The 24,663-nt window shown below is 64.6% G+C and carries 25 protein-coding genes; 13 read left to right on the forward strand and 12 right to left on the reverse strand.

The annotated features are described in order from the left end of the window. The first annotated feature begins 15 nt into the window (after window positions 1-15). The 5 genes from cysT to D7S89_RS02280 all read left to right on the forward strand — a co-directional run bounded on the left by cysT (window position 16) and on the right by D7S89_RS02280 (window position 4,973). Window positions 16-891, forward strand: coding sequence for a sulfate ABC transporter permease subunit CysT (gene cysT / locus D7S89_RS02260; RefSeq protein WP_121275189.1), 876 nt, complete (start codon window positions 16-18; stop codon window positions 889-891). Continuing rightward, a complete protein-coding gene (gene cysW / locus D7S89_RS02265; protein WP_121276015.1) occupies window positions 888-1,778 on the forward strand; it encodes a sulfate ABC transporter permease subunit CysW in 891 nt (296 codons plus the stop codon). The genes cysT and cysW overlap by 4 nt, the downstream gene beginning before the upstream one ends. An 18-nt stretch (window positions 1,779-1,796) precedes the next feature. Beyond that, a complete protein-coding gene (locus D7S89_RS02270; protein WP_121276017.1) occupies window positions 1,797-2,870 on the forward strand; it encodes a sulfate/molybdate ABC transporter ATP-binding protein in 1,074 nt (357 codons plus the stop codon). Between the two features lie 81 nt (window positions 2,871-2,951). Continuing rightward, a complete protein-coding gene (locus D7S89_RS02275; RefSeq protein WP_121275191.1) occupies window positions 2,952-3,881 on the forward strand; it encodes a CysB family HTH-type transcriptional regulator in 930 nt (309 codons plus the stop codon). Between the two features lie 69 nt (window positions 3,882-3,950). Beyond that, window positions 3,951-4,973, forward strand: a complete 1,023-nt coding sequence (locus D7S89_RS02280; RefSeq protein ID WP_121275193.1) for an asparaginase — start codon at window positions 3,951-3,953, stop codon at window positions 4,971-4,973. A 305-nt stretch (window positions 4,974-5,278) separates the two neighbouring features. On the opposite strand, the gene D7S89_RS02290 is transcribed toward D7S89_RS02280, so the two are convergent. From D7S89_RS02290 to gcl, 3 genes are all read right to left on the reverse strand, one after another. Then, on the reverse strand, window positions 5,279-6,187 hold the full coding sequence (locus D7S89_RS02290) for a 2-hydroxy-3-oxopropionate reductase (RefSeq protein WP_121275197.1): 909 nt from the start codon (window positions 6,185-6,187) through the stop codon (window positions 5,279-5,281). A gap of 93 nt (window positions 6,188-6,280) precedes the next feature. Next, window positions 6,281-7,072 carry a hydroxypyruvate isomerase gene (hyi, locus tag D7S89_RS02295; RefSeq protein WP_121275199.1) on the reverse strand — a complete coding sequence of 264 codons (792 nt, stop codon included), beginning with the start codon at window positions 7,070-7,072 and terminating at the stop codon, window positions 6,281-6,283. A 75-nt stretch (window positions 7,073-7,147) separates the two neighbouring features. Further along, window positions 7,148-8,923, reverse strand: a complete 1,776-nt coding sequence (gcl, locus tag D7S89_RS02300; protein WP_121275201.1) for a glyoxylate carboligase — start codon at window positions 8,921-8,923, stop codon at window positions 7,148-7,150. Window positions 8,924-9,092: 169 nt separating this feature from the next. Between gcl and D7S89_RS02305 the strand changes: the two genes are divergently transcribed. The 8 genes from D7S89_RS02305 to D7S89_RS02340 all read left to right on the forward strand — a co-directional run bounded on the left by D7S89_RS02305 (window position 9,093) and on the right by D7S89_RS02340 (window position 15,131). Further along, a complete protein-coding gene (locus D7S89_RS02305) occupies window positions 9,093-10,007 on the forward strand; it encodes a substrate binding domain-containing protein (protein WP_121275203.1) in 915 nt (304 codons plus the stop codon). Between the two features lie 209 nt (window positions 10,008-10,216). Beyond that, the gene (rpsF, locus tag D7S89_RS02310) at window positions 10,217-10,591 is read left to right on the forward strand and encodes a 30S ribosomal protein S6 (protein WP_121275205.1); all 375 of its coding nucleotides are present in this window, start codon (window positions 10,217-10,219) and stop codon (window positions 10,589-10,591) included. A gap of 51 nt (window positions 10,592-10,642) precedes the next feature. Continuing rightward, the gene (gene priB, locus D7S89_RS02315) at window positions 10,643-10,942 is read left to right on the forward strand and encodes a primosomal replication protein N (RefSeq protein ID WP_121275207.1); all 300 of its coding nucleotides are present in this window, start codon (window positions 10,643-10,645) and stop codon (window positions 10,940-10,942) included. 2 nt (window positions 10,943-10,944) lie between these two features. After that, on the forward strand, window positions 10,945-11,220 hold the full coding sequence (rpsR, locus tag D7S89_RS02320) for a 30S ribosomal protein S18 (RefSeq protein ID WP_121275209.1): 276 nt from the start codon (window positions 10,945-10,947) through the stop codon (window positions 11,218-11,220). Between the two features lie 27 nt (window positions 11,221-11,247). Next, on the forward strand, window positions 11,248-11,700 hold the full coding sequence (gene rplI, locus D7S89_RS02325; RefSeq protein ID WP_121275211.1) for a 50S ribosomal protein L9: 453 nt from the start codon (window positions 11,248-11,250) through the stop codon (window positions 11,698-11,700). A gap of 160 nt (window positions 11,701-11,860) precedes the next feature. Next, window positions 11,861-13,249, forward strand: coding sequence for a replicative DNA helicase (locus D7S89_RS02330; protein WP_121275213.1), 1,389 nt, complete (start codon window positions 11,861-11,863; stop codon window positions 13,247-13,249). Between the two features lie 226 nt (window positions 13,250-13,475). Beyond that, the gene (locus tag D7S89_RS02335; protein WP_121275215.1) at window positions 13,476-14,102 is read left to right on the forward strand and encodes a DUF47 domain-containing protein; all 627 of its coding nucleotides are present in this window, start codon (window positions 13,476-13,478) and stop codon (window positions 14,100-14,102) included. A gap of 18 nt (window positions 14,103-14,120) precedes the next feature. Continuing rightward, complete coding sequence (locus D7S89_RS02340; RefSeq protein WP_121275217.1) at window positions 14,121-15,131, forward strand: inorganic phosphate transporter; 1,011 nt, start codon at window positions 14,121-14,123, stop codon at window positions 15,129-15,131. A gap of 54 nt (window positions 15,132-15,185) precedes the next feature. Here D7S89_RS02340 and D7S89_RS02345 read toward each other — a convergent pair whose 3' ends face one another. The 9 genes from D7S89_RS02345 to D7S89_RS02385 form a co-directional block, all read right to left on the reverse strand. Next, on the reverse strand, window positions 15,186-16,178 hold the full coding sequence (locus D7S89_RS02345; RefSeq protein WP_121275219.1) for a C40 family peptidase: 993 nt from the start codon (window positions 16,176-16,178) through the stop codon (window positions 15,186-15,188). A gap of 221 nt (window positions 16,179-16,399) precedes the next feature. Next, a complete protein-coding gene (locus D7S89_RS02350; protein WP_121275221.1) occupies window positions 16,400-18,226 on the reverse strand; it encodes a PhoH family protein in 1,827 nt (608 codons plus the stop codon). 349 nt (window positions 18,227-18,575) lie between these two features. Continuing rightward, a complete protein-coding gene (locus D7S89_RS02355) occupies window positions 18,576-19,037 on the reverse strand; it encodes a peroxiredoxin (protein WP_121275223.1) in 462 nt (153 codons plus the stop codon). Between the two features lie 87 nt (window positions 19,038-19,124). Continuing rightward, window positions 19,125-20,021 (reverse strand): polysaccharide deacetylase family protein, encoded by an 897-nt coding sequence (locus D7S89_RS02360; RefSeq protein WP_121275225.1) that lies wholly within the window; start codon window positions 20,019-20,021, stop codon window positions 19,125-19,127. A gap of 15 nt (window positions 20,022-20,036) precedes the next feature. Further along, window positions 20,037-21,107, reverse strand: a complete 1,071-nt coding sequence (locus D7S89_RS02365) for a bifunctional UDP-4-keto-pentose/UDP-xylose synthase (protein ID WP_121275227.1) — start codon at window positions 21,105-21,107, stop codon at window positions 20,037-20,039. Then, complete coding sequence (locus D7S89_RS02370) at window positions 21,104-22,051, reverse strand: formyltransferase (protein ID WP_121275229.1); 948 nt, start codon at window positions 22,049-22,051, stop codon at window positions 21,104-21,106. The genes D7S89_RS02365 and D7S89_RS02370 overlap by 4 nt, the downstream gene beginning before the upstream one ends. Beyond that, window positions 22,048-23,067, reverse strand: coding sequence for a glycosyltransferase (locus tag D7S89_RS02375; RefSeq protein ID WP_245982598.1), 1,020 nt, complete (start codon window positions 23,065-23,067; stop codon window positions 22,048-22,050). Before D7S89_RS02375 ends, D7S89_RS02370 begins: the two co-directional genes overlap by 4 nt. Window positions 23,068-23,072: 5 nt before the next feature. Further along, window positions 23,073-24,227, reverse strand: a complete 1,155-nt coding sequence (locus tag D7S89_RS02380) for a DegT/DnrJ/EryC1/StrS family aminotransferase (protein WP_121275231.1) — start codon at window positions 24,225-24,227, stop codon at window positions 23,073-23,075. Between the two features lie 52 nt (window positions 24,228-24,279). Next, the gene (locus tag D7S89_RS02385; protein ID WP_121275233.1) at window positions 24,280-24,651 is read right to left on the reverse strand and encodes an EamA family transporter; all 372 of its coding nucleotides are present in this window, start codon (window positions 24,649-24,651) and stop codon (window positions 24,280-24,282) included. Window positions 24,652-24,663: the final 12 nt, after the last annotated feature.

Below are 24,663 nucleotides of genomic sequence, written 5' to 3' on the forward strand. Positions count from 1 at the left end.
CCTGAAGAGCCCAGCATGACGACGTTCTCCTTCCGTAAGCCGAGTGCGCTGCCCGGTTTCGGCGCGACGTTCTCGGTGACGGTCACGTACCTGAGCCTGATCGTCCTGATCCCGCTCGCCGCGGCGTTCGCGAAAGCGGCCACGCTCGATGTCGCCCAGTTCGTCGCGGCAGTCGCGTCGCCGCGCGTGCTCGCGTCGTACCGCCTCACGTTCGGCGCCAGCGCGCTCGCCGCGCTGATCAATGCCGTGTTCGGCCTGCTCGTCGCCTGGGTGCTCGTGCGCTATCCGTTCCCGGGCAAGCGTCTCGTCGATGCGATCGTCGATCTGCCGTTCGCGCTGCCCACGGCAGTGGCCGGCATCGCGCTGGCCGCCGTGTACGCCGGCAACGGCTGGATCGGCCAATGGTTCGCGCCGCTCGGCGTGAAGATCGCGTTTGCACCGGCCGGCGTGCTCGTCGCGCTCACGTTCATCGGCTTGCCGTTCGTCGTGCGCACCGTGCAGCCCGTGCTCGAAGACTTCGAGCGCGAGCAGGAGGAAGCGGCGGCGTGCCTGGGCGCGACGCGCGCGCAGACGTTCTTGCGCGTGATCCTGCCCGCGCTCGCGCCGGCGCTCTTGACGGGCATCGCGCTCGCGTTCGCGCGTGCGCTCGGCGAGTACGGCTCGGTCATTTTCATCGCCGGCAATATCCCGATGAAGTCGGAGGTGACGTCGCTGCTGATCGTCACGAAGCTCGAGCAGTACGACTACGCCGGCGCAACGGCGCTTGCCGTCGTCATGCTCGTCACCTCGTTCGCGATGCTGTTCGTCATCAACGCCTTGCAATGGCACTGGCAGCGCCGTACGAGCCGCGCGCCCGCGCTCACGGAGCGTACCGGGGAGGTGCGCCGATGAACCGCTTGGCTATTTCCGTGAACGAGGCAGAGCAGGCGAGCCGCGCCCACGTTCCGCTTCGGTCGCGTATGGTTCCCCACCTCGTGCGTTGGGGGCTGACCGGCGTCGCGCTCGTGTTTCTCGCGCTGTTTTTGGTCGTGCCGCTGGTGGTCGTCTTCGATCAGGCGTTCGCCAAAGGTGTGCGCTTTTATCTGGCTGCGCTCGCCGACCCCGACGCACGGGCGGCCATCGCGTTGACGCTCGGCGTGGCGCTGATCGCCGTGCCGCTGAACCTGGTATTCGGGCTCGCGGCGTCATGGGCCATCGCCAAGTTCGAGTTTCGCGGGCGCGCGTTGCTGACGACGCTGATCGACTTGCCGTTCTCGGTGTCACCCGTCATTTCGGGCGTCGTCTACGTGCTGTTGTTCGGCGCGCAGGGCTGGCTCGGCCCGTGGCTCGAGGCGCACGACCTGCAGATCGTCTTCGCCGTGCCCGGCATCGTGCTTGCGACGATCTTCGTGACGTTTCCCTTCGTCGCGCGCGAGCTGATTCCGCTGATGCAGGCGCAGGGCAGCGACGAGGAAGAGGCCGCGCGCGTGCTGGGCGCGTCGGGCTGGCAGATCTGGCGTCGCGTCACACTGCCCAACGTCAAGTGGGGGCTGCTGTACGGCGTGATTCTTTGCAACGCGCGGGCGATGGGGGAATTCGGCGCCGTGTCGGTCCTGTCGGGACATATCCGCGGTCAAACCGATACGATGCCGCTGCACGTCGAAATGCTCTACAACGATTACAACTTCGCGGCTGCTTTCGCGGTCGCGTCCGTGTTGGCACTGATCGCGCTCGCGACGCTGGTCCTCAAGCTCGTTGCCGAGCGGCGTCTGGCAGCGGCCATGCAGGTTCGAGGGTGAAGGAATAGGGAGATGCCGATGGGAATCACGGTGCGCAACCTGCACAAGCGCTTCGGCGCGTTTACCGCGCTCGATGGCGTGTCGCTCTACTTCGCACGCGGCGAGCTCAATGCACTGATTGGTCCGTCCGGCTGCGGCAAGACCACGCTGCTGCGCGTGATCGCGGGCCTCGAGACCGCCGACCGTGGCGAGGTGCTGCTAGGCGGGCGCGATGTCGGGTCGCTCGATGCGCGCGAGCGGCAGGTGGGCTTCGTGTTTCAGCACTATGCGTTGTTTCGCCACATGACGGTGTTCGAGAACGTCGCGTTCGGCTTGCGCGTGAAGCCGCGCCGCGAGCGGCCCAGCGAGGCCGCTATTCGCGCGAAGGTGCACGAGCTGCTCGAGCTGGTGCAACTCGACTGGGTCGCCGACCGCTATCCGTCGGCACTCTCGGGCGGGCAGCGGCAGCGCATCGCGCTGGCGCGCGCGCTCGCGGTCGAGCCCAAGGTGCTGCTGCTCGACGAGCCGTTCGGCGCGCTCGATGCGAAAGTGCGCAAGGAGTTGCGTGGCTGGCTGCGTCGCTTGCACGACGAGCTCGCGATCACGACGATCTTCGTCACGCACGATCAGGATGAGGCGCTCGACGTGGCCGACCGCATCGTCGTGATCAATCACGGCCAGGTCGAGCAGACCGGCAGCCCGCAGGAGGTCTACGATCATCCGCGCACGCCGTTCGTCTATGGCTTTCTGGGCGCCGCGAATCGGTTGCCGGGGCGGCTCGAGCCGTGCGGCTTCGTGCCCGAGGGCGCTCACGCGGCACTCGCGCTCGCGCGCACGGCAGGCGATGCGCCGGTCGCGCAAGGGCCTGCGCATGCGTACGTGCGTCCGCACGATCTGCGCCTTTACCGCCACGACGACGCGGCGCACGACGGCCTCGCCGCCAGCGTACGGCGCGTGATTCAGCTCGGCGCATCGGTGCGCGTCGAGTTGGCCGGCGAGGCGGGCCAGCTCGAGGCCGAGCTCACGCGCGACGCATGGGAGGCGCTCGCACTTGCCGAGGGCGAGCGCGTGACGGTCGTGCCGCGCTCGCTGCGCGTGTTTGCAGAGCATTGAAGTCGGTCCACACCGTGCGCGGCGGTGGCCTGCCGCGCACGATCACAACAATAGAACCTGATTGACAGAAGAGAGGTCGACATGAACTTCCAGCAGTTGCGCTTCGTGCGCGAAGCGGTGCGCCGCAATCTGAACCTGACTGAAGTCGCCAATGCGCTGTACACGTCGCAATCGGGCGTCTCCAAGCAGATCAAGGACCTCGAGGACGAGCTCGGCGTCGACATCTTCGTCCGCCGCGGCAAGCGGCTCACCGAGCTCACGGAGCCCGGCAAGGCCGTGCACAGGCTGATCGAACGCATGCTGCTCGATGCCGAGAACCTGCGCCGCGTCGCGCGCCAGTATGCCGACGAGGACACGGGCCATCTCGTCGTCGCGACGACGCACACGCAGGCCCGCTATGCATTGCCCAAGGTGATTCGTCAGTTCACCGAAATTTTTCCGAAGGTGCATCTGGCGCTGCGTCAGGGCAGCCCGCGGCAGATCGCGCAGATGATCATCGACGGCGAGGCCGATATCGCCATCTCGACCGAGGCGCTCGACCGCTTCGCCGACATCGTGACGTTTCCGTGCTATTCGTGGCACCACGTCGTCGTGGTGCCGAAGCAGCATCCGCTCGTCGGCCGCACCACGAAATTGACGCTCGAAGAGGTGGCCGAGTATCCGATCGTCACCTATGACCGCGATTTCACGGGCCGCTCGCACATCGACGATGCGTTCGCCAAGGCCGGCGTCCTGCCCGACGTCGTGCTGACCGCGATCGACTCGGACGTGATCAAGACTTACGTGGAGCTCGGGATGGGCGTCGGCGTGGTGGCCGCGATGGCCTACGATGAGAAACGCGATACCGAGCTCGTGGCGCTCGACACTCAGCATCTGTTCGGCGCGAGTACGACGCGCGTGGGGTTGCGCAAGGGCGCGTTCCTGCGCGCGTACGCGTATCGCTTCATCGAGATGTTCGCGCCGCAGCTCAGTGAGGCCGATCTGACGAACCGGCTGCGCGAAGCCGCGTAACGGAAAAGGCCGGCTGCGACCCGCTGCCGGCCTGCCGATAGGCACGCCGCCGCGTATAGAATGGCGGCCATGAATACGACTTCATCCCCCTCTTCGACAGCGGCGCTGCCGCGCATCGCCGTCCTCGCCACGGGCGGCACGATCGCAGGCAGCGCGGCCGATGCCGCGCAAACGGCCGGCTATCAGGCTGGCGTGGTCGGCGTCGACCGACTGCTCGCGGCCGTGCCCGCGCTCGCGAACATCGCCCGCATCCACGCCGAACAAATCGCGAGCATCGATAGCAAGGATCTCGATGCCACGCTGTGGACGACGCTGGCGCACCGCATCGACGCGTTGTGCCTGCAGGACGACATCGATGGCGTCGTCGTCACGCACGGCACCGATACGCTCGAAGAGACGGCTTATCTGCTGCATCTGGTGCTGAAAACGGCCAAGCCTGTCGTCCTGACCGCGGCGATGCGGCCGTCTTCGGCGCTGTCGGCTGACGGCCCGCTCAATCTGCTCAATGCGGTGACGGTAGCCGCGTCGACTGGCGCGCACGGACAGGGCGTGCTCGTCGCGTTCAACAATCGCATCCACTGTGCGCGCGATGTCGTGAAGACGAGTACGTATGCCGTCGACGCGTTCCAGTCGCCCGAGATCGGCGCGCTGGGCTGGGTGCAGGATGGTCGCGTCGATTTGCAGCGCAGCGCCGTGCGTCCGCATACGACGGCCACGCCGTTTGCCGTCGCATCGACGTGGCCGGCCGTCGAAATCGTCACGAGCTATGCGGGCGCGTCGCGGCTGACGGTCGATGCGTTGATCGCGGCGCGTGTGGCTGGCATCGTCGTCGCAGGCACCGGCAACGGCTCGATCCACGCGTCGATGCAGGCCGCGCTGGCCGAAGCCGTGAGCGCGGGCATCCAGGTCGTGCGCGCTTCACGGGTGGGTTCGGGGCACGTCATGCACAACGGCGCGGCGCCCGACGATAGGCTCGGCTTCGTCAGCGCGGGCGCGCTGAACCCGTACAAGGCGCGCGTGTTGACGATGCTTGCGCTCACGGCCGGCTTTGCCGATCGCGTCGCGCTGCAACGCGCGTTCGATACCTACTGAGCACTGAGCAGAACGGGAGAGCGCGCGCGATGCCGCGCCATCGTAACGCAAGGTCGGGCGCTAAGAACGTGTAATCCGACAGACGGACACCCGACGACGACGTCTGACCGACCAAGGCTTCCCCGGCGTCGCCGGGTGCCGCTGCGGACCCCACCGCCGCCTTCAGCCGAAAGCGGCTTCTTTGCCTGCCCTGGCGGGCGCACCGCAGGTCGCGGGACCTGCCTGTGCTTGCGCCGGGGCGAGGCGCCCCACGTGCCGGCCGTCCGGCTGGAAAAGCCGGAGGCCGAATCCGGGCTTGCGCCGGTTCAGGCCGCAAGCGTCTTCTGGTCCTTCTCCTGCGCGATCTCGAAGTCGGCCATGAATTCCAGCGCGCGAATCATCGCCGAGTGGTCCCAGCCGCTGCCGCCGTGCGCGGCGCAGACGCTGAAGAGCTGCTGTGCGCTCGCGGTATGGGGCAGCGCGATGCCGAGCTTGCGTGCGCCGTCGAGCGCCAGGTTCAGGTCCTTGCGGTGCAGCTCGATGCGAAAGCCTGGGGCGAACGTGCGCTGGGTCATGCGCTCGCCATGCACTTCGAGGATGCGCGACGAAGCAAAGCCACCCATCAGCGCACGCCTGACGCGTTCGGGATCGGCGCCTGAGCGCGCCGCGAACAGCAGCGCTTCGGCGACGGCTTCGATGTTCAGCGCGACGATGATCTGGTTGGCGACCTTGCAGGTCTGGCCCGCGCCGTTGTCGCCGATCAGCGAGATGTTCTTGCCCATCAGCTCGAACAACGGCTTGGCGCGCTCGAACGCGGCCTCCGGGCCACCGACCATGATCGTCAACGTGGCGTCGCGCGCGCCGACTTCGCCGCCCGACACCGGCGCATCGAGGTAGTCGCAGCCGAGTGCGTTGATGCGCTTGGCGAACGCTTGCGTCTCGAGCGGCGAGATCGAGCTCATGTCGATGACGAGCTTGCCGGCAGACAGGCCCTTGGCGATGCCGTCGTCGGCGAACAGCACGTTTGCGACGTCGGGCGTGTCGGGCACCATCGAGATGACGATGTCGGCCGCCTTGGCGACCGCCGTCGAATCGGCGGCGACCGTCGCGCGCTCGCGCAGGTCGTCGGGTATCGGATAAGCGCCGTTGACGACGAGCGCGTGTCCGCCCTTGAGAAGGTTGCGCGCCATGTGTGCGCCCATGATGCCGAGGCCGATGAAGCCGATCTTTGCCATGTCGATGGTCCGTCTATCTTGTCGTGGTGAGAGGCGCGGCAGGCGCAGTGCCCGCCGCGCTTGATGGAGTGGAGCGGTTTTCGCCGGCGAGTCTCAAGCGGTGCGGTGGCCCGCGAGCGCGCGTAGCCAGCCGAGCCCATCGAGCGTGGTCGTTCGCGGCTTGTATTCGCAGCCGATGTAGCCGTCGTAGCCAAGCGCGTCGAGTCGCGCGAACAAGAACGCGTAGTGGATCTCGCCGGTGCCCGGTTCGTGCCGGCCCGGGTTGTCGGCGAGCTGGAGGTGGGCGATGCGCGGCAAGTGTTTTTCGATCGTCGCGGCCAGTTCGCCCTCCATGCGTTGCATGTGATAGATGTCGTACTGCAAATACAGATTCGTCGAGCCGACGGCTTCGATCACGTCGAGTGCCTGACGCGAGCGATTGAGCGCAAAGCCCGGGATGTCATAGCTGTTGCACGGCTCGACGAGCAGCTTGATGCCTTCGCGTTCGAGCGCGTCCGCCGCGAAGCGCAGGTTGGTGACGATGGTTGCGCGGGCGAGGTCGGCATCGACATCAGGCGTGGGAATGCCCACGAGGCAATTGAGCTGCGGCACCTTCAGCGCCTTTGCGTACTCGATGGCACGGCCCACGCCGTCCTGAAACTCGCCGATGCGCTCGGGCAAGCACGCGATGCCGCGTTCGCCCGCTTCCCAGTTACCGGCGGGCAGGTTGTGCAGCACGAGCCGCAGGCGGTTCGTCTCGAGCCGTTCGGCGAGCTCGTGCGCGGCATACGGGTAGGGAAACAGGAATTCCACGGCATCGAAGCCTGCTTGCGCGGCGGCCGCGAAGCGCTCGAGGAACGGCACTTCGTTGAACAGCATCGTCAGGTTGGCGGCGAATTTCGGCATGTCGGTTCTCGTCGGTCGGTCGGGGCTGTCGCTCGTTTTGGGTTTTTGGGTGCTCGTCGAATCCATTACGCTCGCTCAGTCGAGCAGCGAGATCGCAGTCGGTGCGTCGTGACGCGTTTCTGCGAGCGGCTCGAATTCGTTGATCGCGTCGATCTCGGTGCCCATCGCGACGTTCGTCACGCGTTCGAGAATCACCTCGACGACGACGGGCACGTTGAATTCGGCGAGCATGGCCTGTGCCTTTTCGAGCGCGGGGCGGATGTCCTGCGGCTTGAACACGCGCAACGCCTTGCAGCCGAGGCCCTCGACGACGGACACGTGATCGACGCCATAGCCATTGACCTCGGGCGCATTCACGTTCTCGAACCCGAGCTGCACGCAGTAGTCCATGTCGAACGCGCGCTGCGCCTGGCGGATCAGGCCGAGATACGAGTTGTTCACGACCACGTGCACGTACGGCAGCTTGAACTGCGCGCCAACGGCGAGTTCCTCGATCATGAACTGGAAGTCGTAGTCGCCCGAGAGCGCGACGATCGGGCGCTGCGGGTCGGCCGCACGCACGCCGAGCGCGGCCGGAATGGTCCAGCCGAGCGGCCCGGCTTGGCCGCAGTTGATCCAGTTGCGCGGCGCGTACACGTGCAGGAACTGCGCGGCGGCGATCTGCGACAGGCCGATCGTGCTCACATAGCAGGTGTCGCGGCCGAACACCTGGTTCATCTCCTCGTAGACGCGCTGCGGCTTGATCGGCACATCGTCGAAGTGGGTCTTGCGTTGCAGCGTGCGTTTCCGGGTGCGGCAGGCCTCGGCCCACGCGCTGCGGTCCTTCAGCTTGCCGGCCGCCTGCCATTCGCGCGCGACCTCGACGAAGCGCTCGAGCGCCGCCTTGGCGTCGGACACGATGCCGAGATCGGGGCCGAACACGCGGCCGATCTGCGTCGGCTCGATGTCGACGTGCACGAATTTGCGGCCCTTCGTGTAGACGTCGATGCTTCCCGTATGCCGGTTGGCCCAGCGGTTGCCGATGCCGAGCACGAAATCGGCTTCGAGCATCGTCGCGTTGCCATAGCGATGCGCCGTTTGCAGCCCGACCATGCCGGCCATCAACGGATGATCGTCGGCGATGGCGCCCCACGACATCAGCGTCGGAATAACGGGCACGCCGACCGTTTCGGCGAACGTGACGAGCAGCGCTTCGGCCGATGCATTGACGACGCCGCCGCCCGACACGATCAGCGGACGCTCGGCGTCATTGAGCATCGCGAGCGCGGCCTCGATCTGCTTGCGCGTGGCGCTCGGCTTGTAGACGGGTAGCGGTTCGTACGTATCGATGTCGAACTCGATCTCGGCCAGTTGCACGTCGACGGGCAGGTCGATCAGCACGGGGCCCGGGCGGCCCGAGCGCATCAGGTGAAAGGCTTGCTGGAACACGCGCGGCACGAGCGCAGGCTCGCGCACGGTCACAGCCCATTTCGTGACGGGCTTGGCGATCGATTCGATGTCGACGGCCTGGAAGTCTTCCTTGTAAAGCCGCGCACGCGGCGCCTGGCCCGTGATCGCGAGAATCGGGATCGAGTCGGCGGATGCCGAATAAAGGCCCGTGATCATGTCGGTGCCGGCCGGACCCGATGTGCCGATGCACACGCCGATGTTGCCCGGGGCTGCGCGCGTATAGCCCTCGGCCATGTGCGAGGCGCCTTCGACGTGGCGCGCGAGCACGTGGCTGATGCCGCCGGCCTTGCGCAGCGCCGAGTAGAGCGGATTGATGGCGGCGCCCGGCACGCCAAATGCTGTGTCGATTCCCTCTCGTTCGAGCACGAGCACGGCGGCGTCGACGGCTCTCATCTTCGGCATGGATGTCTCCTGAATGGCGTTGGAATGGCGTTGAAACCGCGTTCAGATGCACTGTAGGGTTGTCGAAAAGGTTTGATAAGATTCGGTGGAGTCGCTTGTTTCGAAACAAAAAGTATTGAATGAGCGCGCGCAGCGGTGCGACGGCGGCCGGCCACATAGAGGAGTGCACATGGATCGCTTCAAGCAGATCGAAACATTCGTGCGGGTGGCCGAGGCCGGCAGCCTGGCCGCGGCAGCGCTCGAGGAGGGGGTCTCGCCGGTGATCCTCGGGCGGCGCATCGACGCGCTCGAAAAACGCCTCGGCGTGAAGCTGATGTATCGCTCGACGCGTCGGCTCGTGGTCAGCGAGGAGGGCGCTTCGTTTCTCGAGCGCTGCCGGGGCCTGCTCGCCGAATGGGAGCAGGCCGAGAACGAGCTCGCGGCGGGGCGGCGCGCCGTGACGGGGCATCTGATCGTGTCCGCACCGGCCGCGTACGGCCGCAAGCACGTGGCGCCGCTGGCGCCGGCCTTTCTGGCCGACAAGCCCGAGTTGCGCATGTCGTTCAACCTGACCGACCGCGTCGTCGATCTCGTGCGTGAGGGCTATGACCTGTCGATTCGCATCGGCGGCGCGGTCGATCCGAACTTCGTCGCCGTCAAGCTCGCCTCGAACCGGCGTGTGGTCTGCGGCACGCCCGGCTATTTTGCGAAGCATGGCAGGCCAAGAACGCTCGACGACCTGCTCGAGCACAACTGCCTTGCGTTCAATCTGCAAGGCGGGCAAAACCGCGGCTGGTATTTCCGACGCAACGGCAAGCTCGTGACGATGCGGGTGGCCGGCACGCTCGACTGCAACGACGGCGAGCTGCTGCACCGCTGGGCATCCGAGGGGCTGGGGCTCGGTTGGCGCTCGACCTGGGAGATTGCCGAGCAGCTCGCGCGCGGCGAGCTCGAAACGGTGCTCGACGAATTCGCGTTGCCCGATTACGACATCCTGGCCGTGTACCCACAGCAACGCTACGTGCCGGCCAAGGTGCGCTACTTCATCGATTACCTGAAGGAGGCCTATGCGCGGCCCGGCTACTGGAGCGGCGGCGGGGCTTGACGTCACGGCAGGAGCCTGCGTGCCGGGCTGGGCAGGTGCGCGCAAATCGACCGAGGCAGCGGGGCTAAGCCGTTGAAAATGCGCCCGAAATGCGCCGGCAGACGACGGCTTTGATTGCATCCCGCCCCAGCTTGGGTTACACTTTCGGGCTTCTCACTTGCCACACCGGTATCGACGCCCGGGTGGCTTCTATCCACAAGGAGTGTGTAATGCGTCATTACGAAATCGTCTTCGTCGTGCATCCCGACCAAAGCGAGCAAGTGCCCGCGATGATCGAGCGATACAAGTCCACGATTGCTACGCACGGTGGCCAGATCCACCGCATCGAAGACTGGGGCCGTCGCCAGCTGGCCTACATGATCGAGAAACTCGCGAAGGCTCACTACGTCTGCATGAACATCGAGTGCAATCAAGCTACGCTTGAAGAGCTCGAGCACGCATTCAAGTTCAACGACGCTGTGCTGCGTCACCTGATCGTCAAGATGAAGAAGGCCGAGACCGGCCCGTCGCCGATGATGAAGGAAGTGCAGCGCGAAGAAGCCAAGAAGGCGGCTGCATCGCAACCGTCCGAAGCGCAGGCTTAACGGTATTTACGGTTTAAGCCACCAAGGTTTCCCGGTTTTTTTGCCGCTCTCGTGAACAGGTTGCAACTGACGGCCAGCATCGTCGAACGCGAACCGCTGCGCTATACGCCGGCAGGCGTTCCGATCGCGAGCTGTACGTTGCACCATCAGGCGCAAGTCGTCGAAGCCGGCATCGTCCGGCAAGTCGAACTGACGTTGCCCGCACTGGCCGCAGGCGCGGCGAGCGGCAAGCTCGAAGGCTGTGAAATGGGCGTCGAAACGCTTTTCACGGGCTTTCTGGCGAAGAAGAGCCGCAACGCGAGAACCTTGGTGTTTCACATCACAGAATTGCAGGACATTGGAAAGGACTGAACATGCCCCGTCCCACTGGTAAGAAATTCGACAAGCGCCGTCAGCAACAAAACCCGCTCTTCAAGCGCAAGAAGTTCTGCCGCTTCACGGCAGCTGGTGTCGAGTCGATCGACTACAAAGACCTCGAAACGCTGAAGGACTTCATCGGCGAAAACGGCAAGATCACGCCGGCTCGTCTGACGGGTACGAAGGCCCACTATCAACGTCAGCTCGACACGGCGATCAAGCGCGCGCGTTTCCTCGCGCTGCTGCCGTACACCGATCTGCACAAGGCCTAATCAGACGACGCTACAAGGAGAATCCGAATGCAAATCATTCTTTTGGAAAAAGTCGTCAACGTCGGCAACCTCGGCGACATCGTCAAGGTGAAGGATGGCTACGCGCGTAACTTCCTGATCCCGAAGAAGCTGGCTCGCCGTGCAACGAAGGACGCAATCGCCGAATTCGAAGTGCGCCGTGCAGAGCTCGAGAAGCTGGCTGCCGAAAAGCTCGCAGCCGCGCAAGCGCAAGGCGAAAAGATGGCCGGCCTGACGGTCCAGATCGCTCAGAAGGCCGGCGTCGACGGCCGTCTGTTCGGTTCGGTGACGAACGCCGACCTGGCCGAAGCGCTGACCAAGCAAGGCTTCGCGGTCGAGAAGGCACAAGTGCGCCTGCCGGTTGGCCCGCTGAAGGTCGTTGGCGACCATCCGGTGCAAGTGTCGCTGCACACCGACGTGCTCGTCGACATCACGGTGTCGGTGCGCGGCGAACACGCCTGACGCTTCATAGCCGTATCGGTCGAGCCGGCACCTGTCCGGCTTGGCGCGAGCTAGTCTGCAGTACACGCGCAGTACCTAAAAAGGGCGGGAACCGGGCAACCGGGCTCCTGCCTTTTTTCATGTGGCGGCCGTATAGGCATTTCCGCGATAATTCCACCCCATGAACGCACCGTCCAAAGACCCCCAACTCGAGTCGCTGAAAGTCCCCCCGCATTCGATCGAGGCCGAGCAGTCAGTGCTGGGCGGCCTGTTGCTCGACAACGCCGCATGGGACCGCATCGCCGATTTTCTAGCGGCCAGCGATTTCTATCGCTTTGACCATCGCGTCATCTTCGAGCACATCGGCCGTCTGATCGCCTCGACGCGGCCGGCCGACGTCGTGACCGTCTACGAGGCGCTCACGACCTCAGGCAAGGCCGAGGACGTGGGCGGGTTGGCCTATCTGAACGCGCTCGCGCAGAACACCCCGAGCGCCGCGAACATTCGCCGCTATGCGGAAATCGTGCGCGATCGCGCGGTGCTGCGCCGGCTCGTGTCGGTCGCCGACGAAATCTCCGCCGATGCCTTCAACCCGCAGGGCAAGGAAGTGCGTCAGCTGCTCGACGAGGCCGAGTCGAAAGTGTTCTCGATCGCCGAGGACGGCGCGCGCGGCACGCAGGGCTTTCTCGAAATCGGCCCGTTGCTGACGCAGGTCGTCGAGCGGATCGATACGCTGTACCACACGGCTAATCCGAGCGACGTGACGGGCACCCCGACGGGTTTCGTCGATCTGGACCGCATGACCTCGGGCATGCATGGTGGCGAGCTCATCATCGTGGCCGGACGGCCGTCGATGGGTAAGACCGCATTTTCCATGAACATCGGCGAGTACGTCGCCGTCGAATACGGGCTGCCCGTGGCCGTGTTCTCGATGGAAATGCCGGGCTCGCAGCTCGTCATGCGGATGCTCGGTTCGGTCGGCCGCCTCGATCAGCATCGTATGCGGACGGGCCGCCTGACCGACGAGGATTGGCCCAAGCTCACGCACGCCGTGCAGAAGATGAGCGAGGCGCAGCTGTTCATCGACGAGACAGGTGGCCTGAACCCGATGGAACTGCGCTCGCGTGCGCGCCGGCTCGCGCGCCAGTGCGGCAAGCTCGGCCTCATCATCATCGATTACTTGCAGCTGATGAGCGGCTCCTCGCAGGGCGAAAATCGCGCGACCGAAATCTCGGAAATTTCGCGTTCGCTCAAGGGGCTCGCGAAGGAGCTCGACGTGCCCGTGATCGCGCTGTCGCAGCTGAACCGTGGCCTCGAACAGCGGCCCAACAAACGCCCCGTGATGTCGGATTTGCGTGAATCGGGCGCTATCGAACAGGATGCGGACGTGATCCTGTTCATCTATCGCGACGAAGTGTACAACCCCGACAGCCCCGACAAAGGCACGGCCGAAATCATCATCGGCAAGCAGCGTAACGGGCCGATCGGTCCCGTTCGGCTCACGTTCCTGGGGCAATATACGAAGTTCGACAATTTCGCAGGCGCGCAGAACTTCTACGGCGGCGAGTAGCGGGTGCAATTGGCCGTGTAAAGCTTCGTCACGCGGCTGTTGGATTCGCGTCCGGTTTGCGCGGAGTGACTTTGGGGCAAATCCGTCAACCGGTACAATGTTGCGGTTTTATGTCAGCCCCTTCGGTCACGCGTGAGAGTCGCCTCCTTTTTCGGGCCCGTTTTTGGGCGCGCGCGGCGCCGCATCCCAGCCGGGGCCCCCAATCTGACCATCTATCGGGATCTCAATGTTCGGCCGTTTCATGCCCACCGAGGGCAAGTTCTTTGAAATCTTCAACGAGCACGCGAAGTGTCTCGTCACCGCGAGCCAGGAGCTCGAGCTCCTGATCGACAACCTCGGCGAGGCCGAGGTGCACAAGCAGCGCGTGCAGGCAAGCGAGAAGACCGCCGACAAGCTCACGCACGAAACGATCGACCTGCTGCACAAGACGTTCATCACGCCGCTCGATCGCGACGAGATCCACAAGCTGATCACCACGATGGACGACATCCTCGACCTGATGGAAGACGTCGCCACTGCGATCTCGCTGTACGACGTGCAATCGGTGACGTCCGAGGCGAGCCAGCTCGCGCACGTCTGCACGAGCACGGTCAAGCAGGTGGAGAAGGCCGTCAATATGTTGTCGGACATGAGCCAGGCGCGTCAGATCCTGACTGCGTGCGAGGAAATCGACCGGCTCGAGTCAGAAGCCGACCGCCTGCTGCGCGCGGCGATGTCGAAGCTGTTCCGCGAAGAAGACGACGTGAAGACGCTGATCAAGCTCAAGGCTATCTACGAGCTGCTCGAGGCGATCACCGACAAGTGCGAGGATGTCGCGAACATCATCGAAGGCATCGTGCTGGAAAACGCATAAGCAGGCGGACCTGAACCGATGCACTCGATACAGATCGCCACGTGGGCGCTCGCGACGCTAATCGTCGTCGCGCTCGTCTTCGACTTCATGAACGGCTTTCACGACGCGGCGAATTCGATCGCCACGGTCGTCTCCACAGGCGTGCTGAAGCCTCAGCAGGCAGTCGCGTTTGCTGCGGCCTGCAACGTCATCGCCTATTTCATCTTTCACCTGAAGGTTGCGCAAACGGTCGGCAAGGGCACGATCGACCCGCATATCGTCGACCACTATGTGGTCTTCGGTGCGCTCGTCGGCGCGATCGTCTGGAACATCCTGACCTGGCGCTTCGGTATTCCGTCGAGCTCGTCGCACGCGCTGATCGGCGGGCTCGTCGGCTCGGCGCTCGCGAAATCGGGCTGGTGGGCACTCAACCTCGATGGGATCCTGAAAACCGTCGCCTTCATCTTCATCTCGCCGCTGCTCGGCTTCGTGCTCGGCTCGTTCTTCATGCTCGCCGTCTCGTGGATCTACTTCCGCACGCCGCCGAGCAAGGTCGACCGCCGCTTCAGGCGTTGGCAGTTCCTGTCTGCGGGCTTGTACAGTCTCGGCCACGGCGGCAACGATGCTCAGAAAACGATCGGCATCATCTGGATGCTGTTGATCGCAACGGGCTATGCGTCGGCGACGGCTGATGCGCCGCCGGTCTGGGTCATCGGCGCGTGCTATCTGTCGATGGGCCTCGGCACGCTGTTCGGTGGTTGGCGCATCGTCCGCACGATGGGACAGAAGATTACGAAGCTCAAGCCCGTCGGTGGCTTCTGTGCCGAGTCGGGTGGGGCCATTACGCTGTTCATCGCGTCGGCGATGGGTGTGCCCGTCTCGACGACGCACACGATCACGGGCGCCATCGTCGGCGTGGGCGCCACGCGCAAGCTGTCGGCCGTCCGCTGGGGCGTGGCTGGCAACATCGTCTGGGCGTGGATTCTCACGATTCCCGCGTCGGCGCTGCTGGCGGCAGCGGCCTGGTGGGTCGGCGTGCGCATTCTGTAATGTCGATCAGGCTGTTGAGCGCGGAATGCGTTTCGCATTTCGCGCTCAATGGCCTCACTCGCTGCTGTTTGCGAAGCGGGCGATCGGGTCGTCGCTGGTCGTCGTCGGTGCTGGGGTGGCGACGAGTCCCGTCGATGCGCGCATGATCTGCATGCCGTCAGCTGGGGCTTGCGTGGTCGGCGAGACGGATTGCGCACCCGCTTGTCGGGCCTGACGCTCTGCCAAGGCGGCTGCTGATGGAGGCGGCTCGAATGCATCGGCGGAGGCGTCGATTGCGTCGGGCGCTGCATTGGTCGGTATAGCGGATCGTGTCGCTAGCGCTAGCGCTGGCGTCGGCACTGTGGGCACCACAGGCATCGCCGGCATCGCCGGTGTGGCCGGTGTGGCCGGTGTCGCCGGGCGCGCTAATACAGGCGTAACCGGTTCAGCCGCCGTGGCAACCGGTACAGGCGTTTGTTTGGGCGCTGCGAGGTAAGTCGGCGTGTCGAACGGCGCAGGGCGATCGAGCGGCGGTGCGACCCGCCGAATGCCGTCGAACCGCTTGGCCCAATACGAATTGGTCAAATAGTCGAGGCGCACCGTGCCGCCCGTCGACGGCGCGTTCACGAAGCGCAGTTTGCCGACGTAAATGCCGACGTGCGAATGCGCTCGCCCCGTCGTGTTGAAAAAAATGAGGTCACCCGGCGCGATCTCGTCGGGCTCAATGGCCTTGCCGCGTTCGCTCATGTCCGCCGTCGTGCGTGGCAGATTGACGTCGGCGGACCGCGCAACGACATACCGCACAAACCCGCTGCAATCGAAGCCGCTCTCGGGCGTATTGCCTCCCCACCGGTATGGCACGCCGACGAGGCTCATCGCCTGGATCGAAATTTCTTCTCTGCCAATGCTGTGATCGACGAAATTCGGCGAACCGGGCGGCATCGTGCGCAGTGCATTGCCGGCGCTCGCGCTGGGCGACACGCTCGATGAACGCGAATAGCGCGGCGGGGCGCTCGAACATGCGGCGAGCGTGAGCAGAGTCAGCAGGACAAATCCGAATCGGCGCATGGACGAGTAGGGGGCGAAGCAAAGCTCGCCGTGGTCTGACGAACGATGCGCCCGATAGTAGCCCTGCAGATAGGGACTTAGCAACCTTTCCTAAGAAATGACTTGAAGTTCGCGGCACATTGTTGCGGTCCGCCTACGCCGGCGGTGCCATTTCTGCCCCAAAAAGAAAAAACGCCTGGCGCAAAGGCCAGGCGTCAAAGTCGAAGCCCTGTGACGGCGCGTCAGAGAATGTCGGACGCGTAGTCGGCGAGCCGCGAGCGTTCGCCGCGAGCCAGCGTCACGTGGCCGCCGTGCGACCAGCCCTTGAAGCGATCGACGACGTAAGTGAGGCCCGAACTGCCTTCGGTCAGATAAGGCGTGTCGATCTGCGCGATGTTGCCGAGGCACACGATCTTGGTGCCAGGGCCGGCGCGCGTGACGAGCGTCTTCATCTGCTTGGGCGTCAGGTTCTGCGCTTCGTCGATGATCAGATACTTGTCGACGAACGTGCGTCCACGCATGAAGTTCATGCTCTTGACCTTCAGTCGCGAGCGAATGAGCTCTTGCGTCGCCGCGCGGCCCCATTCGCCGGCGCTGTCGTCGGTCTTTTGCAGCACTTCGAGGTTATCGTCGAACGCGCCCATCCAGGGCTGCATCTTCTCTTCCTCGGTGCCCGGCAGAAAACCGATGTCCTCACCGACCGGCACCGTCGCCCGCGTGACGATGATCTCGTTGTAGCGCTTCTCGTCGAGCACTTGCGCGAGACCGGCCGCGAGTGCGACGAGCGTCTTGCCCGTACCCGCCTGGCCGAGCAGCGTCACGAAGTCGATGTCGGGATTCATCAGCAGATTGAGCGCGAAGTTCTGCTCGCGATTGCGCGCCGTAATGCCCCACACGTTGTTCTTGTGATGGCTGTAGTCGCGCAGCGTCTGCAGCAGCGCCGTCTTGCCGTTGATCTCGCGCACGAGCGCGTGGAACGTGGGCTCGCCGTTTTGCGGCTCGAGGTACACGAATTCGTTCACGAGCAGCGACGGGCACAGCGGGCCGGTCACGCGGTAATAGGTCGTGCCCGTCTTCGTGTCCTGCCAGCTCTCCATGCCCTTGCCGTGCTTGGTCCAGAAATCCTGGGGCAGCGCGCGGACGCCGGAGAACAGCAGGTCCTTGTCTTCGAGAACCTGATCGTTGAAGTAGTCTTCCGCCGGCAAGCCCAGCGCATGCGCCTTGATGCGCATGTTGATGTCTTTCGACACGAGCACGACCTGGCGATCCGCGCGGTCGCGCTGCAACGCACGAACGACGCCGAGGATCTGATTGTCGGCTTTGCCTTGCGGCAGGCCCTCGACGGGCTCGATGTCGGTAAGCTTGGTCTGGAAGAACAGGCGGCCGAGCGCTTCGCGGCTGCCCAGACGCGAAAGCGGCAAGCCTTCGGCGATCGGCCCCACGTTCGCGACGAGGGAGTCGAGTGTGCGGCTGACCTGCCGGGCGTTGCGCGCGACTTCCGACATCCCTTTCTTGTGGTTGTCGAGCTCCTCGAGCGTCATCATCGGCAGGTAGACGTCGTGCTCCTCGAAGCGGAACAAGCACGTCGGGTCGTGCATCAGCACGTTCGTATCGAGCACGAACAGTTTGCGGATCTCGGCTGCGGGCTCGCTCTTGCGCGTACGCGATTTTGCGGCCGTAGGCGTCGCGGCCGGTGCGGCCGCTGGCGGCTCGCTGGCAGGTTCCTTCTGCCGCGCGACCGGCGCGGGCGCGGGCGTGGCTGCCGGTACGGGCGTCAGCAAAGCCGCCGTCTGTTTCGATTTGCGAGCGCGTGTGGCGGGCTCAGCTTGGCTGGCGCCAGGTGCGGCAGTGGCGGGCACCTGTATAGGCTTGAGCGTGGCCGCGGTATTGGCCGCCCGCGTCATCGGTTTTGCGACGCTTGTCGAACCGGCTGCCTGATAGTCAGCAGCTTCCGCTTGCTCCCCAACGCTGCCCTGTTTTCTAGCACTTTTGGCTGGCCGTGCTTTGGCCTTGAATTCATCTGCCGGCAACAGCGTGCCGAGTTTGCTGGGCGGGGTAGGCAAAGGCATGGTTTCCCTCAAAAAATCGGGTCGCATATCGTGCGCCGCGTCGTTGCTTCATGCCGGCCGCCGCGAGGGCGGCGTGCTGCGTGTCGGCGCCGGGCGGCGCGTGTGAAATTTCGAAACGCCGGTTCGCCTAGTTTTCGATCGACTCCTTGCGAAGAAAGAAGGGCCGCGAAGCCGGTTGGCCGCGCACAAATAAAAAAGCCGCCGCCCCAGTTGCAACGGAGCAAGCGGCTCGCCTTCGAGCATCGCGCGGCGCCTGACGGTTCGTTTGATGTCTTGCATCAATCGTGCCGGCGCGGCAGCGGAGGAAACTAAGTGAACGGGAACTCATTGCAACGCAATATAACGCGCGTCAAAGTCCTTGTACAGCTTCGAGCGTTTCGTCCACGTGACCGGGCACCTTGATCCCGCGCCATTCGCGGCGCAGCACGCCTTCGGCGTCGATCAGGAACGTCGAGCGCTCGATGCCTCGCACTTCTTTGCCATACATCTTTTTCATTTTGATGACGCTGAACAGCGTGCACAACGCTTCGTCGGTATCGGCGATCAGCGGGAACGGCAGCTCGAGCTTGGCCTTGAAATTTTCATGCGAGCGCAGGCTGTCGCGCGACACGCCGACGATCTCGGCGCCGGCCTTCTTGAACTTCGGATACAGGTCGCGAAACTGCAGGCCCTCGGTCGTGCAGCCCGGCGTGTTGTCCTTGGGATAAAAGTACAAGACGACCTTCTTGCCCCGCAGGCCGGACAGCGTGAAATCGCCTCCGGTCGCGGCAGCGGTGAAATCAGGGACGGCTTGATCGACTGCAATGTGCACTTGGTTCTCCTGTTGTTATCGCGCAAAGCGTTCGAGGGGCTTCTCTGTGACGACGACCCGCCGGCAACGACCGGCACCCGGCAGGGCTCAGTCGGGCTGGACGATCAGCTCGCCGGAGCGGCCCGGGATTTCCCCCCAGGTGACAGGGTACGATGGCAGCGTGTCGCGGTCCAGCGCAGCATGGTAGTCGCCCATCGTGGCGAAAGTGTGGCCTTGCGCTTGCCAACCTGCGAGCAGCCGTTCGAATACCGGGGCGAGCTTCTGGCCTTCGAGCTCGGCGTGCAGCGTGAACACCTGATCGTGCGGATTGCGTTCGGTGCACGCGAGCAGCCGCCGTTCGACGTTGGTCGCATCAAACCCGTCCACGCCGAGCAGCTCGTCGAGCGTCGGCAGCGTCGTCGGCAGTTGCACGTGGGCGAGCGTCTTGCCGTCGGCCACCGGGCAATAGGGCGAGTGGCCGCGTCCGTCGGACGCGTAGCGCATGCCCCACGCATCGAGCTGCCGGAACGCGTGCTCGTTCATCTGCCAGCCCGCGCTGCCATGCGTGACGGGCGGGGCGCCGAAGATGTCGACGAAGCGCTCGAAGCTCTGTTGCATCTGGCGGACCGTCCAGTCATGGCCACGCTGACGCACGTTGTCCTGCCAGTAGACGTGGTCCCACGTATGGATGCCGCACTCGAAGCCGGCTTCGTGAATGGCCCGCATCTGCGCTTGCGCCCGCATGCCGATGTCGGGCCCCGGCAGCAGCACCCCGTACATCAGCTGCTTGATGCCGTAATGTTCGACCACCGACGTGCGCGACACCTTCTTGAGGAACCCCGGACGCAGCACGCGGCGCAGTGCCCAGCCCGTGTGATCGGGGCCGAGGCTGAACAGAAACGTCGCGCGCGCCTTGAAGCGATCGAGCATGCGCGCGAGATTCGGCACGCCTTCACGCGTGCCGCGCAGCGTGTCGACGTCGATCTTCAGGACGATACGAGCCAACGAGCGGTCCTCGTCTTATTGCTGCTGCTCGACCAGCGCGCGTGCCTCGGCCACGTGGCCGCGGTACGCTTCGAAGATCTTGCGCAGTGCTTCGTCGAACGTTGCCTGCGGCGCCCAGCCGAGCTCGTCCATCGTGTTTTCGATCTTCGGCACCCGGTTCTGCACGTCCTGATAGCCCTTGCCGTAGTAGGCGCCCGACGATGTTTCGACGAGCTGTACGGCCTTGGCGGATTCGGCGTACTCGGGGTACTCGGCCGCGAGCGCCAGCATCTTGTGCGCAAGCTCACGCACCGAGAAGTTGTTCTTCGGATTGCCGATGTTGTAGATCTTGCCCGACGCAATGCCGTTCGCATTCTCGATGATCTTCATCAGCGCGCTGATGCCGTCGTCGATGTCGGTGAACGCACGCTTTTGCGAGCCGCCGTCGACGAGGCTGATGTTCTCGCCGCGCACGATGTGGCCGAGGAACTGCGTGACGACGCGCGAGCTGCCTTCCTTCGGCGTGTAGATCGAGTCGAGGCCCGGGCCGATCCAGTTGAACGGGCGGAACAGCGTGAAGTTCAAGCCTTCCTGCATGCCGTAGCCCCAGATCACGCGGTCCATCAGCTGCTTCGAGCACGCGTAGATCCAGCGCGGCTTGTTGATCGGGCCGTAGGTGAGCGGCGAGTTTTCCGGGTCGAACTCGTCGTCGGCGCACATGCCGTAGACCTCGGACGTCGACGGGAATACCAGATGCTTACGGTACTTGACCGCCGAACGCACGATCGGCAGGTTCGCTTCGAAATCGAGCTCGAACACGCGCAGCGGCTGCTGCACGTAGGTTGCGGGCGTTGCGATCGCCACGAGGGGCAGGATGACGTCGCACTTCTTGACGTGATATTCGACCCACTCCTTGTTGATCGTGATATCGCCTTCGAAGAAGTGCATGCGCTCGTGATTGGCGAGCTCGCCGAGGCGATCCGTCTGCATGTCCATGCCGAAGACTTCCCAATCGGTCGTCTCGAGAATGCGCTTGGACAGATGATGGCCAATGAAGCCATTGACGCCAAGAATCAGGACTTTTTTGCGGGAACCTTCGGTTTTCATGAATGACGGGAAGAATGAGTGAGCTGGACGAACTGCGCGGGGGTGACGGCGGTCTGCTGACCGTCGCGTTCGATCCGCAGTTCGGAAATGGCGATGGCGCGCGCGTCGCCGCATACGCCAAAAAACGCATTATCGCTTACGTGCAGACCCGGCGGCAAATTGGCCGTCGAGAGCCGTGCCATGGTGCCGGGTGTAGCAAGCCGGGCACGGGCCACGACGAAGCGGGCCGTGCCGATGTCGGTGAAGGCGCCCGGGTAGGGCGGCGCCACCGCGCGAATCAGGTTGTAGACGCGCTCGGCCGGTTGCGACCAGTCGATGCGGCCGTCTTCGGGCTTGCGTCCGCCGAAGTAGCTGCCGCTGGCGAGGTCGTTGGGCAGGTGCGGCGCCTCGCCGGCGATGAGCGCCGGCAGCACGCGCCACAGCGTCTGCTCGCAAGCGACCGTCACTTTGTCGAACACTTGCTGCGCGGTGTCGTCGGGCAGGATCGGCACGCTGGTCTGCGCCACGATCGCGCCGGCGTCGGGCTTGACGGCCATTTCATGCAGCGTCGCGCCCGTTTCCGTTTCGCCGTGGAGCACGGCCCAGTTGGTCGGCACGCGGCCGCGGTATTTCGGCAGCAGCGAGCCGTGCATGTTGTAGGCGCCGCGCGGCGCGAGCCCGAGCACCTCGACGGGCAGCATGTGCCGATAGTAGAACGAAAAGATGAAGTCGGGCCGGGCGCGGCGCACCGCCTCGCTCAGCTCGGCGCCGGCGGGGTCGGCGGGCCGGATGACCTCGATGCCGTGCTCGGCGGCCACCGACGCGACGCTGCCGAACCAGATGTTCTCGTTCGGGTTGTCCTCGTGCGTGACCACGAGCGCGACATCGACACCGCGCGCGAGCAGCACTTGCAGGCAGCGGACGCCGACGTTGTGGTAGGCGAAGACGACGGCGCGCGGCTTCATCGGTTCAGGTCCTGGCCGACGACGCGTTCGGCATGCCGCTCACCGGCGTGCAGGTCTTGCGGGCGCGCCTCGAGCACCGTCTGCACCAGATAGCGCGGACGCGCCCGCACCTGCTGGTAGATGCGGCCGATGTACTCGCCGAGCAGGCCTAGCGCGAAGATGATCACGCCGAGCATGAAGAACGTGATGGCGAACAGCGTGAACACGCCCTGGACTTCGGCGCCGACCACGAAGCGGCGGATCACGAGCAGCACGAACAGCCCGGCCGAGCCCATCGACAGGAGCACGCCGATGAACGAGAGCCACTGCAGCGGGACGACGGAGAAGCCCGTCACGAGATCGAAGTTGAGACGGATCAGGCTATACAGCGAGTACTTCGATTCGCCGGCAAAGCGCTCCTCGTGGGCCACTTCGACTTCGATCGGGTTCTGCGCGAACGTGTAGGCGAGCGCGGGAATGAACGTGTTGACTTCGCCGCAGCGGTTGATCGTGTCGATGATCTGCCGGCTGTAGGCGCGCAGCATGCAGCCCTGATCGGTCATCTTGATGCGCGTGATGCGCTCGCGCAGGCCGTTCATGGCGCGCGAGGCCTTGCGGCGCCACAGGCTGTCCTGACGCTCCTTGCGGATCGAGCCCACGTAGTCGTAGCCCTCGCGCATCTTGGTGACGAGCTTGCCGATTTCCTCGGGCGGATTTTGCAGATCGGCATCGAGTGTGATGACGATCTCGCCGCGCGATTGCTCGAAGCCCGCGAGGATCGCCATGTGCTGGCCGTAGTTGCCGTTCAGCAGCACGACGCGCGTGGTATCGGGGCGCGCGCGAAACTGTGCGGCCAGCAGTGCGGCCGACTTGTCGCGACTTCCGTCGTTGACGAGGAGTATTTCGTAGCTCGTGCCGAGCGCGTCGAGCGCCGGGTACAGGCGCGCGAACAGGGCCGGCAGCCCGGCTTCCTCGTTGTAGACGGGAATGACGATCGAGACTTCTGGGGGCGTCGGGCGATGTTCGGTGTGACTCATGACGCTTACTTCCGGTTTTGTTCGCAAATTTCGTTGACGGCAGCGCAGACGCGCGCGACATCGTGTTCGGTCATCTGCGTGAACAGCGGCAGCGTGACCGTCGAGACGCCGAACCGCTCGGCATGGGGGAACATGCCCGGCGCGAAGCCGCGCGCGCGGTAGAGCGTGAACAGATGAATGGCCGGGTAATGCACGCCCGTGCCGATGCCGTACTCATCGTGCAACTTCTTCATGAAGCTGGCGCGATCGAGCGTGAGCTGCTCGAGCGGCAGCGTGATCTGGAACATATGCCAGTTGCTGTTCTCGAAGTCGGCCACGGGCAGGCCCATGCCGAGCTGGTGCGCGGAGCCGCCGGTGAAGCCTTCGAAGTAGGCGCGTGCGAGCGCTTTGCGTTGCGAGAGGAAGCGCTCGAAGTTCGCGAGCTGGCCGAGGCCCACGCGCGCGGCGACGTCCGTCAGGTTGTACTTGCCGCCGAGCAGGTCGCAGTCCATGCCATCGAAGCCCGTGCGCGTGATGCCTTGCAGGCGGTACTTGCGCGCGAGTTCGGCTTCTTCCTCGTTGTTGAGCACGAGCGCGCCGCCTTCGATCGACGTGAGGTTCTTGTTCGCATGGAAGCTGAACGAGACGATGTCGCCGAGCTTGCCGATGCGCTCGCCGCGCCACGTCGAGCCGAATGCTTGGGCAGCGTCCTCGATCACGCGCAGCTTATAGGCCCGGGCGATTTCGTAGAGCCGGTCCATGTCGACGGGCAGCCCTGCGAGATAGACCGGAATGATGGCCTTGGTGCGCGGCGTGATCGCCTTCTCGAGCAGGTTCAGGTCGAGATTGCGCGTGACGGGGTCGATATCGACGAACACCGGCGTCGCGCCGACTTCGAGCACCACGTTGCTCGTGGCGACCCAGGACGCGGGCGAGGTGATGACCTCGTCGCCTGCGCCGACACCGGCAATGCGCAGGCCGATCTCGAGCGTGGCCGTGCCCGAGTTGAACGTGCGCACCGGGCGGCCGCCGCAGAATTCGGAAAGCTGCTTCTCGAACGCCTGGTTTTGCGGGCCCGTCGTGATCCAGCCGCTGCGCAGCACGTCCGCGACGCCCTGGATCGTTTCTTCGTCGATGTCGGGCCGCACGAACGGCAAAAAGGGAAGGGATGCCTGGGTCATGGGTTTAGGCTGAGCTCGAGTTGAAGTTGGTATGAGAATGGGGCGAGGCGCATCAGCTGCGCGCCAGCACGAACACGCCGATCAGGATGATGCCGATGCCGACGAGCCGTTGCACCGACAGCACCTCGCCGAATAGATACCACGCGGCGAACGCGTTCACGACGTAGCCGAGCGAGAGCATCGGATAGGCGATCGAGACGTCCACGCGCGACAGGCCGACGATCCACACGCCGACGCTGATCACGTAGCAGGCGAGGCCCCCGATGATCGGCATTTGCAGCGCGAGCTTCAGGCCGACGGGGACAATGTTCGCACGGGTGAATTCGAAGTGTCCAACGGCGTTTACGCCGGCCTTGAGCAGCAATTGGGCCGTGGCGTTGAGGGCGACGCCGAAGAGGATGCAAAAAAGCGAAATCGGATTCATCAGTCGATAGTC

Source organism: Trinickia fusca (assembly GCF_003628145.1).
GTDB classification, from domain to species: domain Bacteria; phylum Pseudomonadota; class Gammaproteobacteria; order Burkholderiales; family Burkholderiaceae; genus Trinickia; species Trinickia fusca.

Bases quoted from the DNA above. Each gene is read 5' to 3' on its own strand.
- cysT (WP_121275189.1), top strand. From the start codon at position 16: ATGACGACGTTCTCCTTCCGTAAGCCGAGTGCGCTGCCCGGTTTCGGC.
- cysW (WP_121276015.1), top strand. From the start codon at position 888: ATGAACCGCTTGGCTATTTCCGTGAACGAGGCAGAGCAGGCGAGCCGC.
- D7S89_RS02270 (WP_121276017.1), top strand. From the start codon at position 1,797: ATGGGAATCACGGTGCGCAACCTGCACAAGCGCTTCGGCGCGTTTACC.
- D7S89_RS02275 (WP_121275191.1), top strand. From the start codon at position 2,952: ATGAACTTCCAGCAGTTGCGCTTCGTGCGCGAAGCGGTGCGCCGCAAT.
- D7S89_RS02280 (WP_121275193.1), top strand. From the start codon at position 3,951: ATGAATACGACTTCATCCCCCTCTTCGACAGCGGCGCTGCCGCGCATC.
- D7S89_RS02290 (WP_121275197.1), bottom strand. From the start codon at position 6,187: ATGGCAAAGATCGGCTTCATCGGCCTCGGCATCATGGGCGCACACATG.
- hyi (WP_121275199.1), bottom strand. From the start codon at position 7,072: ATGCCGAAATTCGCCGCCAACCTGACGATGCTGTTCAACGAAGTGCCG.
- gcl (WP_121275201.1), bottom strand. From the start codon at position 8,923: ATGCCGAAGATGAGAGCCGTCGACGCCGCCGTGCTCGTGCTCGAACGA.
- D7S89_RS02305 (WP_121275203.1), top strand. From the start codon at position 9,093: ATGGATCGCTTCAAGCAGATCGAAACATTCGTGCGGGTGGCCGAGGCC.
- rpsF (WP_121275205.1), top strand. From the start codon at position 10,217: ATGCGTCATTACGAAATCGTCTTCGTCGTGCATCCCGACCAAAGCGAG.
- rpsR (WP_121275209.1), top strand. From the start codon at position 10,945: ATGCCCCGTCCCACTGGTAAGAAATTCGACAAGCGCCGTCAGCAACAA.
- rplI (WP_121275211.1), top strand. From the start codon at position 11,248: ATGCAAATCATTCTTTTGGAAAAAGTCGTCAACGTCGGCAACCTCGGC.
- D7S89_RS02330 (WP_121275213.1), top strand. From the start codon at position 11,861: ATGAACGCACCGTCCAAAGACCCCCAACTCGAGTCGCTGAAAGTCCCC.
- D7S89_RS02335 (WP_121275215.1), top strand. From the start codon at position 13,476: ATGTTCGGCCGTTTCATGCCCACCGAGGGCAAGTTCTTTGAAATCTTC.
- D7S89_RS02340 (WP_121275217.1), top strand. From the start codon at position 14,121: ATGCACTCGATACAGATCGCCACGTGGGCGCTCGCGACGCTAATCGTC.
- D7S89_RS02345 (WP_121275219.1), bottom strand. From the start codon at position 16,178: ATGCGCCGATTCGGATTTGTCCTGCTGACTCTGCTCACGCTCGCCGCA.
- D7S89_RS02350 (WP_121275221.1), bottom strand. From the start codon at position 18,226: ATGCCTTTGCCTACCCCGCCCAGCAAACTCGGCACGCTGTTGCCGGCA.
- D7S89_RS02365 (WP_121275227.1), bottom strand. From the start codon at position 21,107: ATGAAAACCGAAGGTTCCCGCAAAAAAGTCCTGATTCTTGGCGTCAAT.
- D7S89_RS02370 (WP_121275229.1), bottom strand. From the start codon at position 22,051: ATGAAGCCGCGCGCCGTCGTCTTCGCCTACCACAACGTCGGCGTCCGC.
- D7S89_RS02375 (WP_245982598.1), bottom strand. From the start codon at position 23,067: ATGAGTCACACCGAACATCGCCCGACGCCCCCAGAAGTCTCGATCGTC.
- D7S89_RS02380 (WP_121275231.1), bottom strand. From the start codon at position 24,227: ATGACCCAGGCATCCCTTCCCTTTTTGCCGTTCGTGCGGCCCGACATC.
- D7S89_RS02385 (WP_121275233.1), bottom strand. From the start codon at position 24,651: ATGAATCCGATTTCGCTTTTTTGCATCCTCTTCGGCGTCGCCCTCAAC.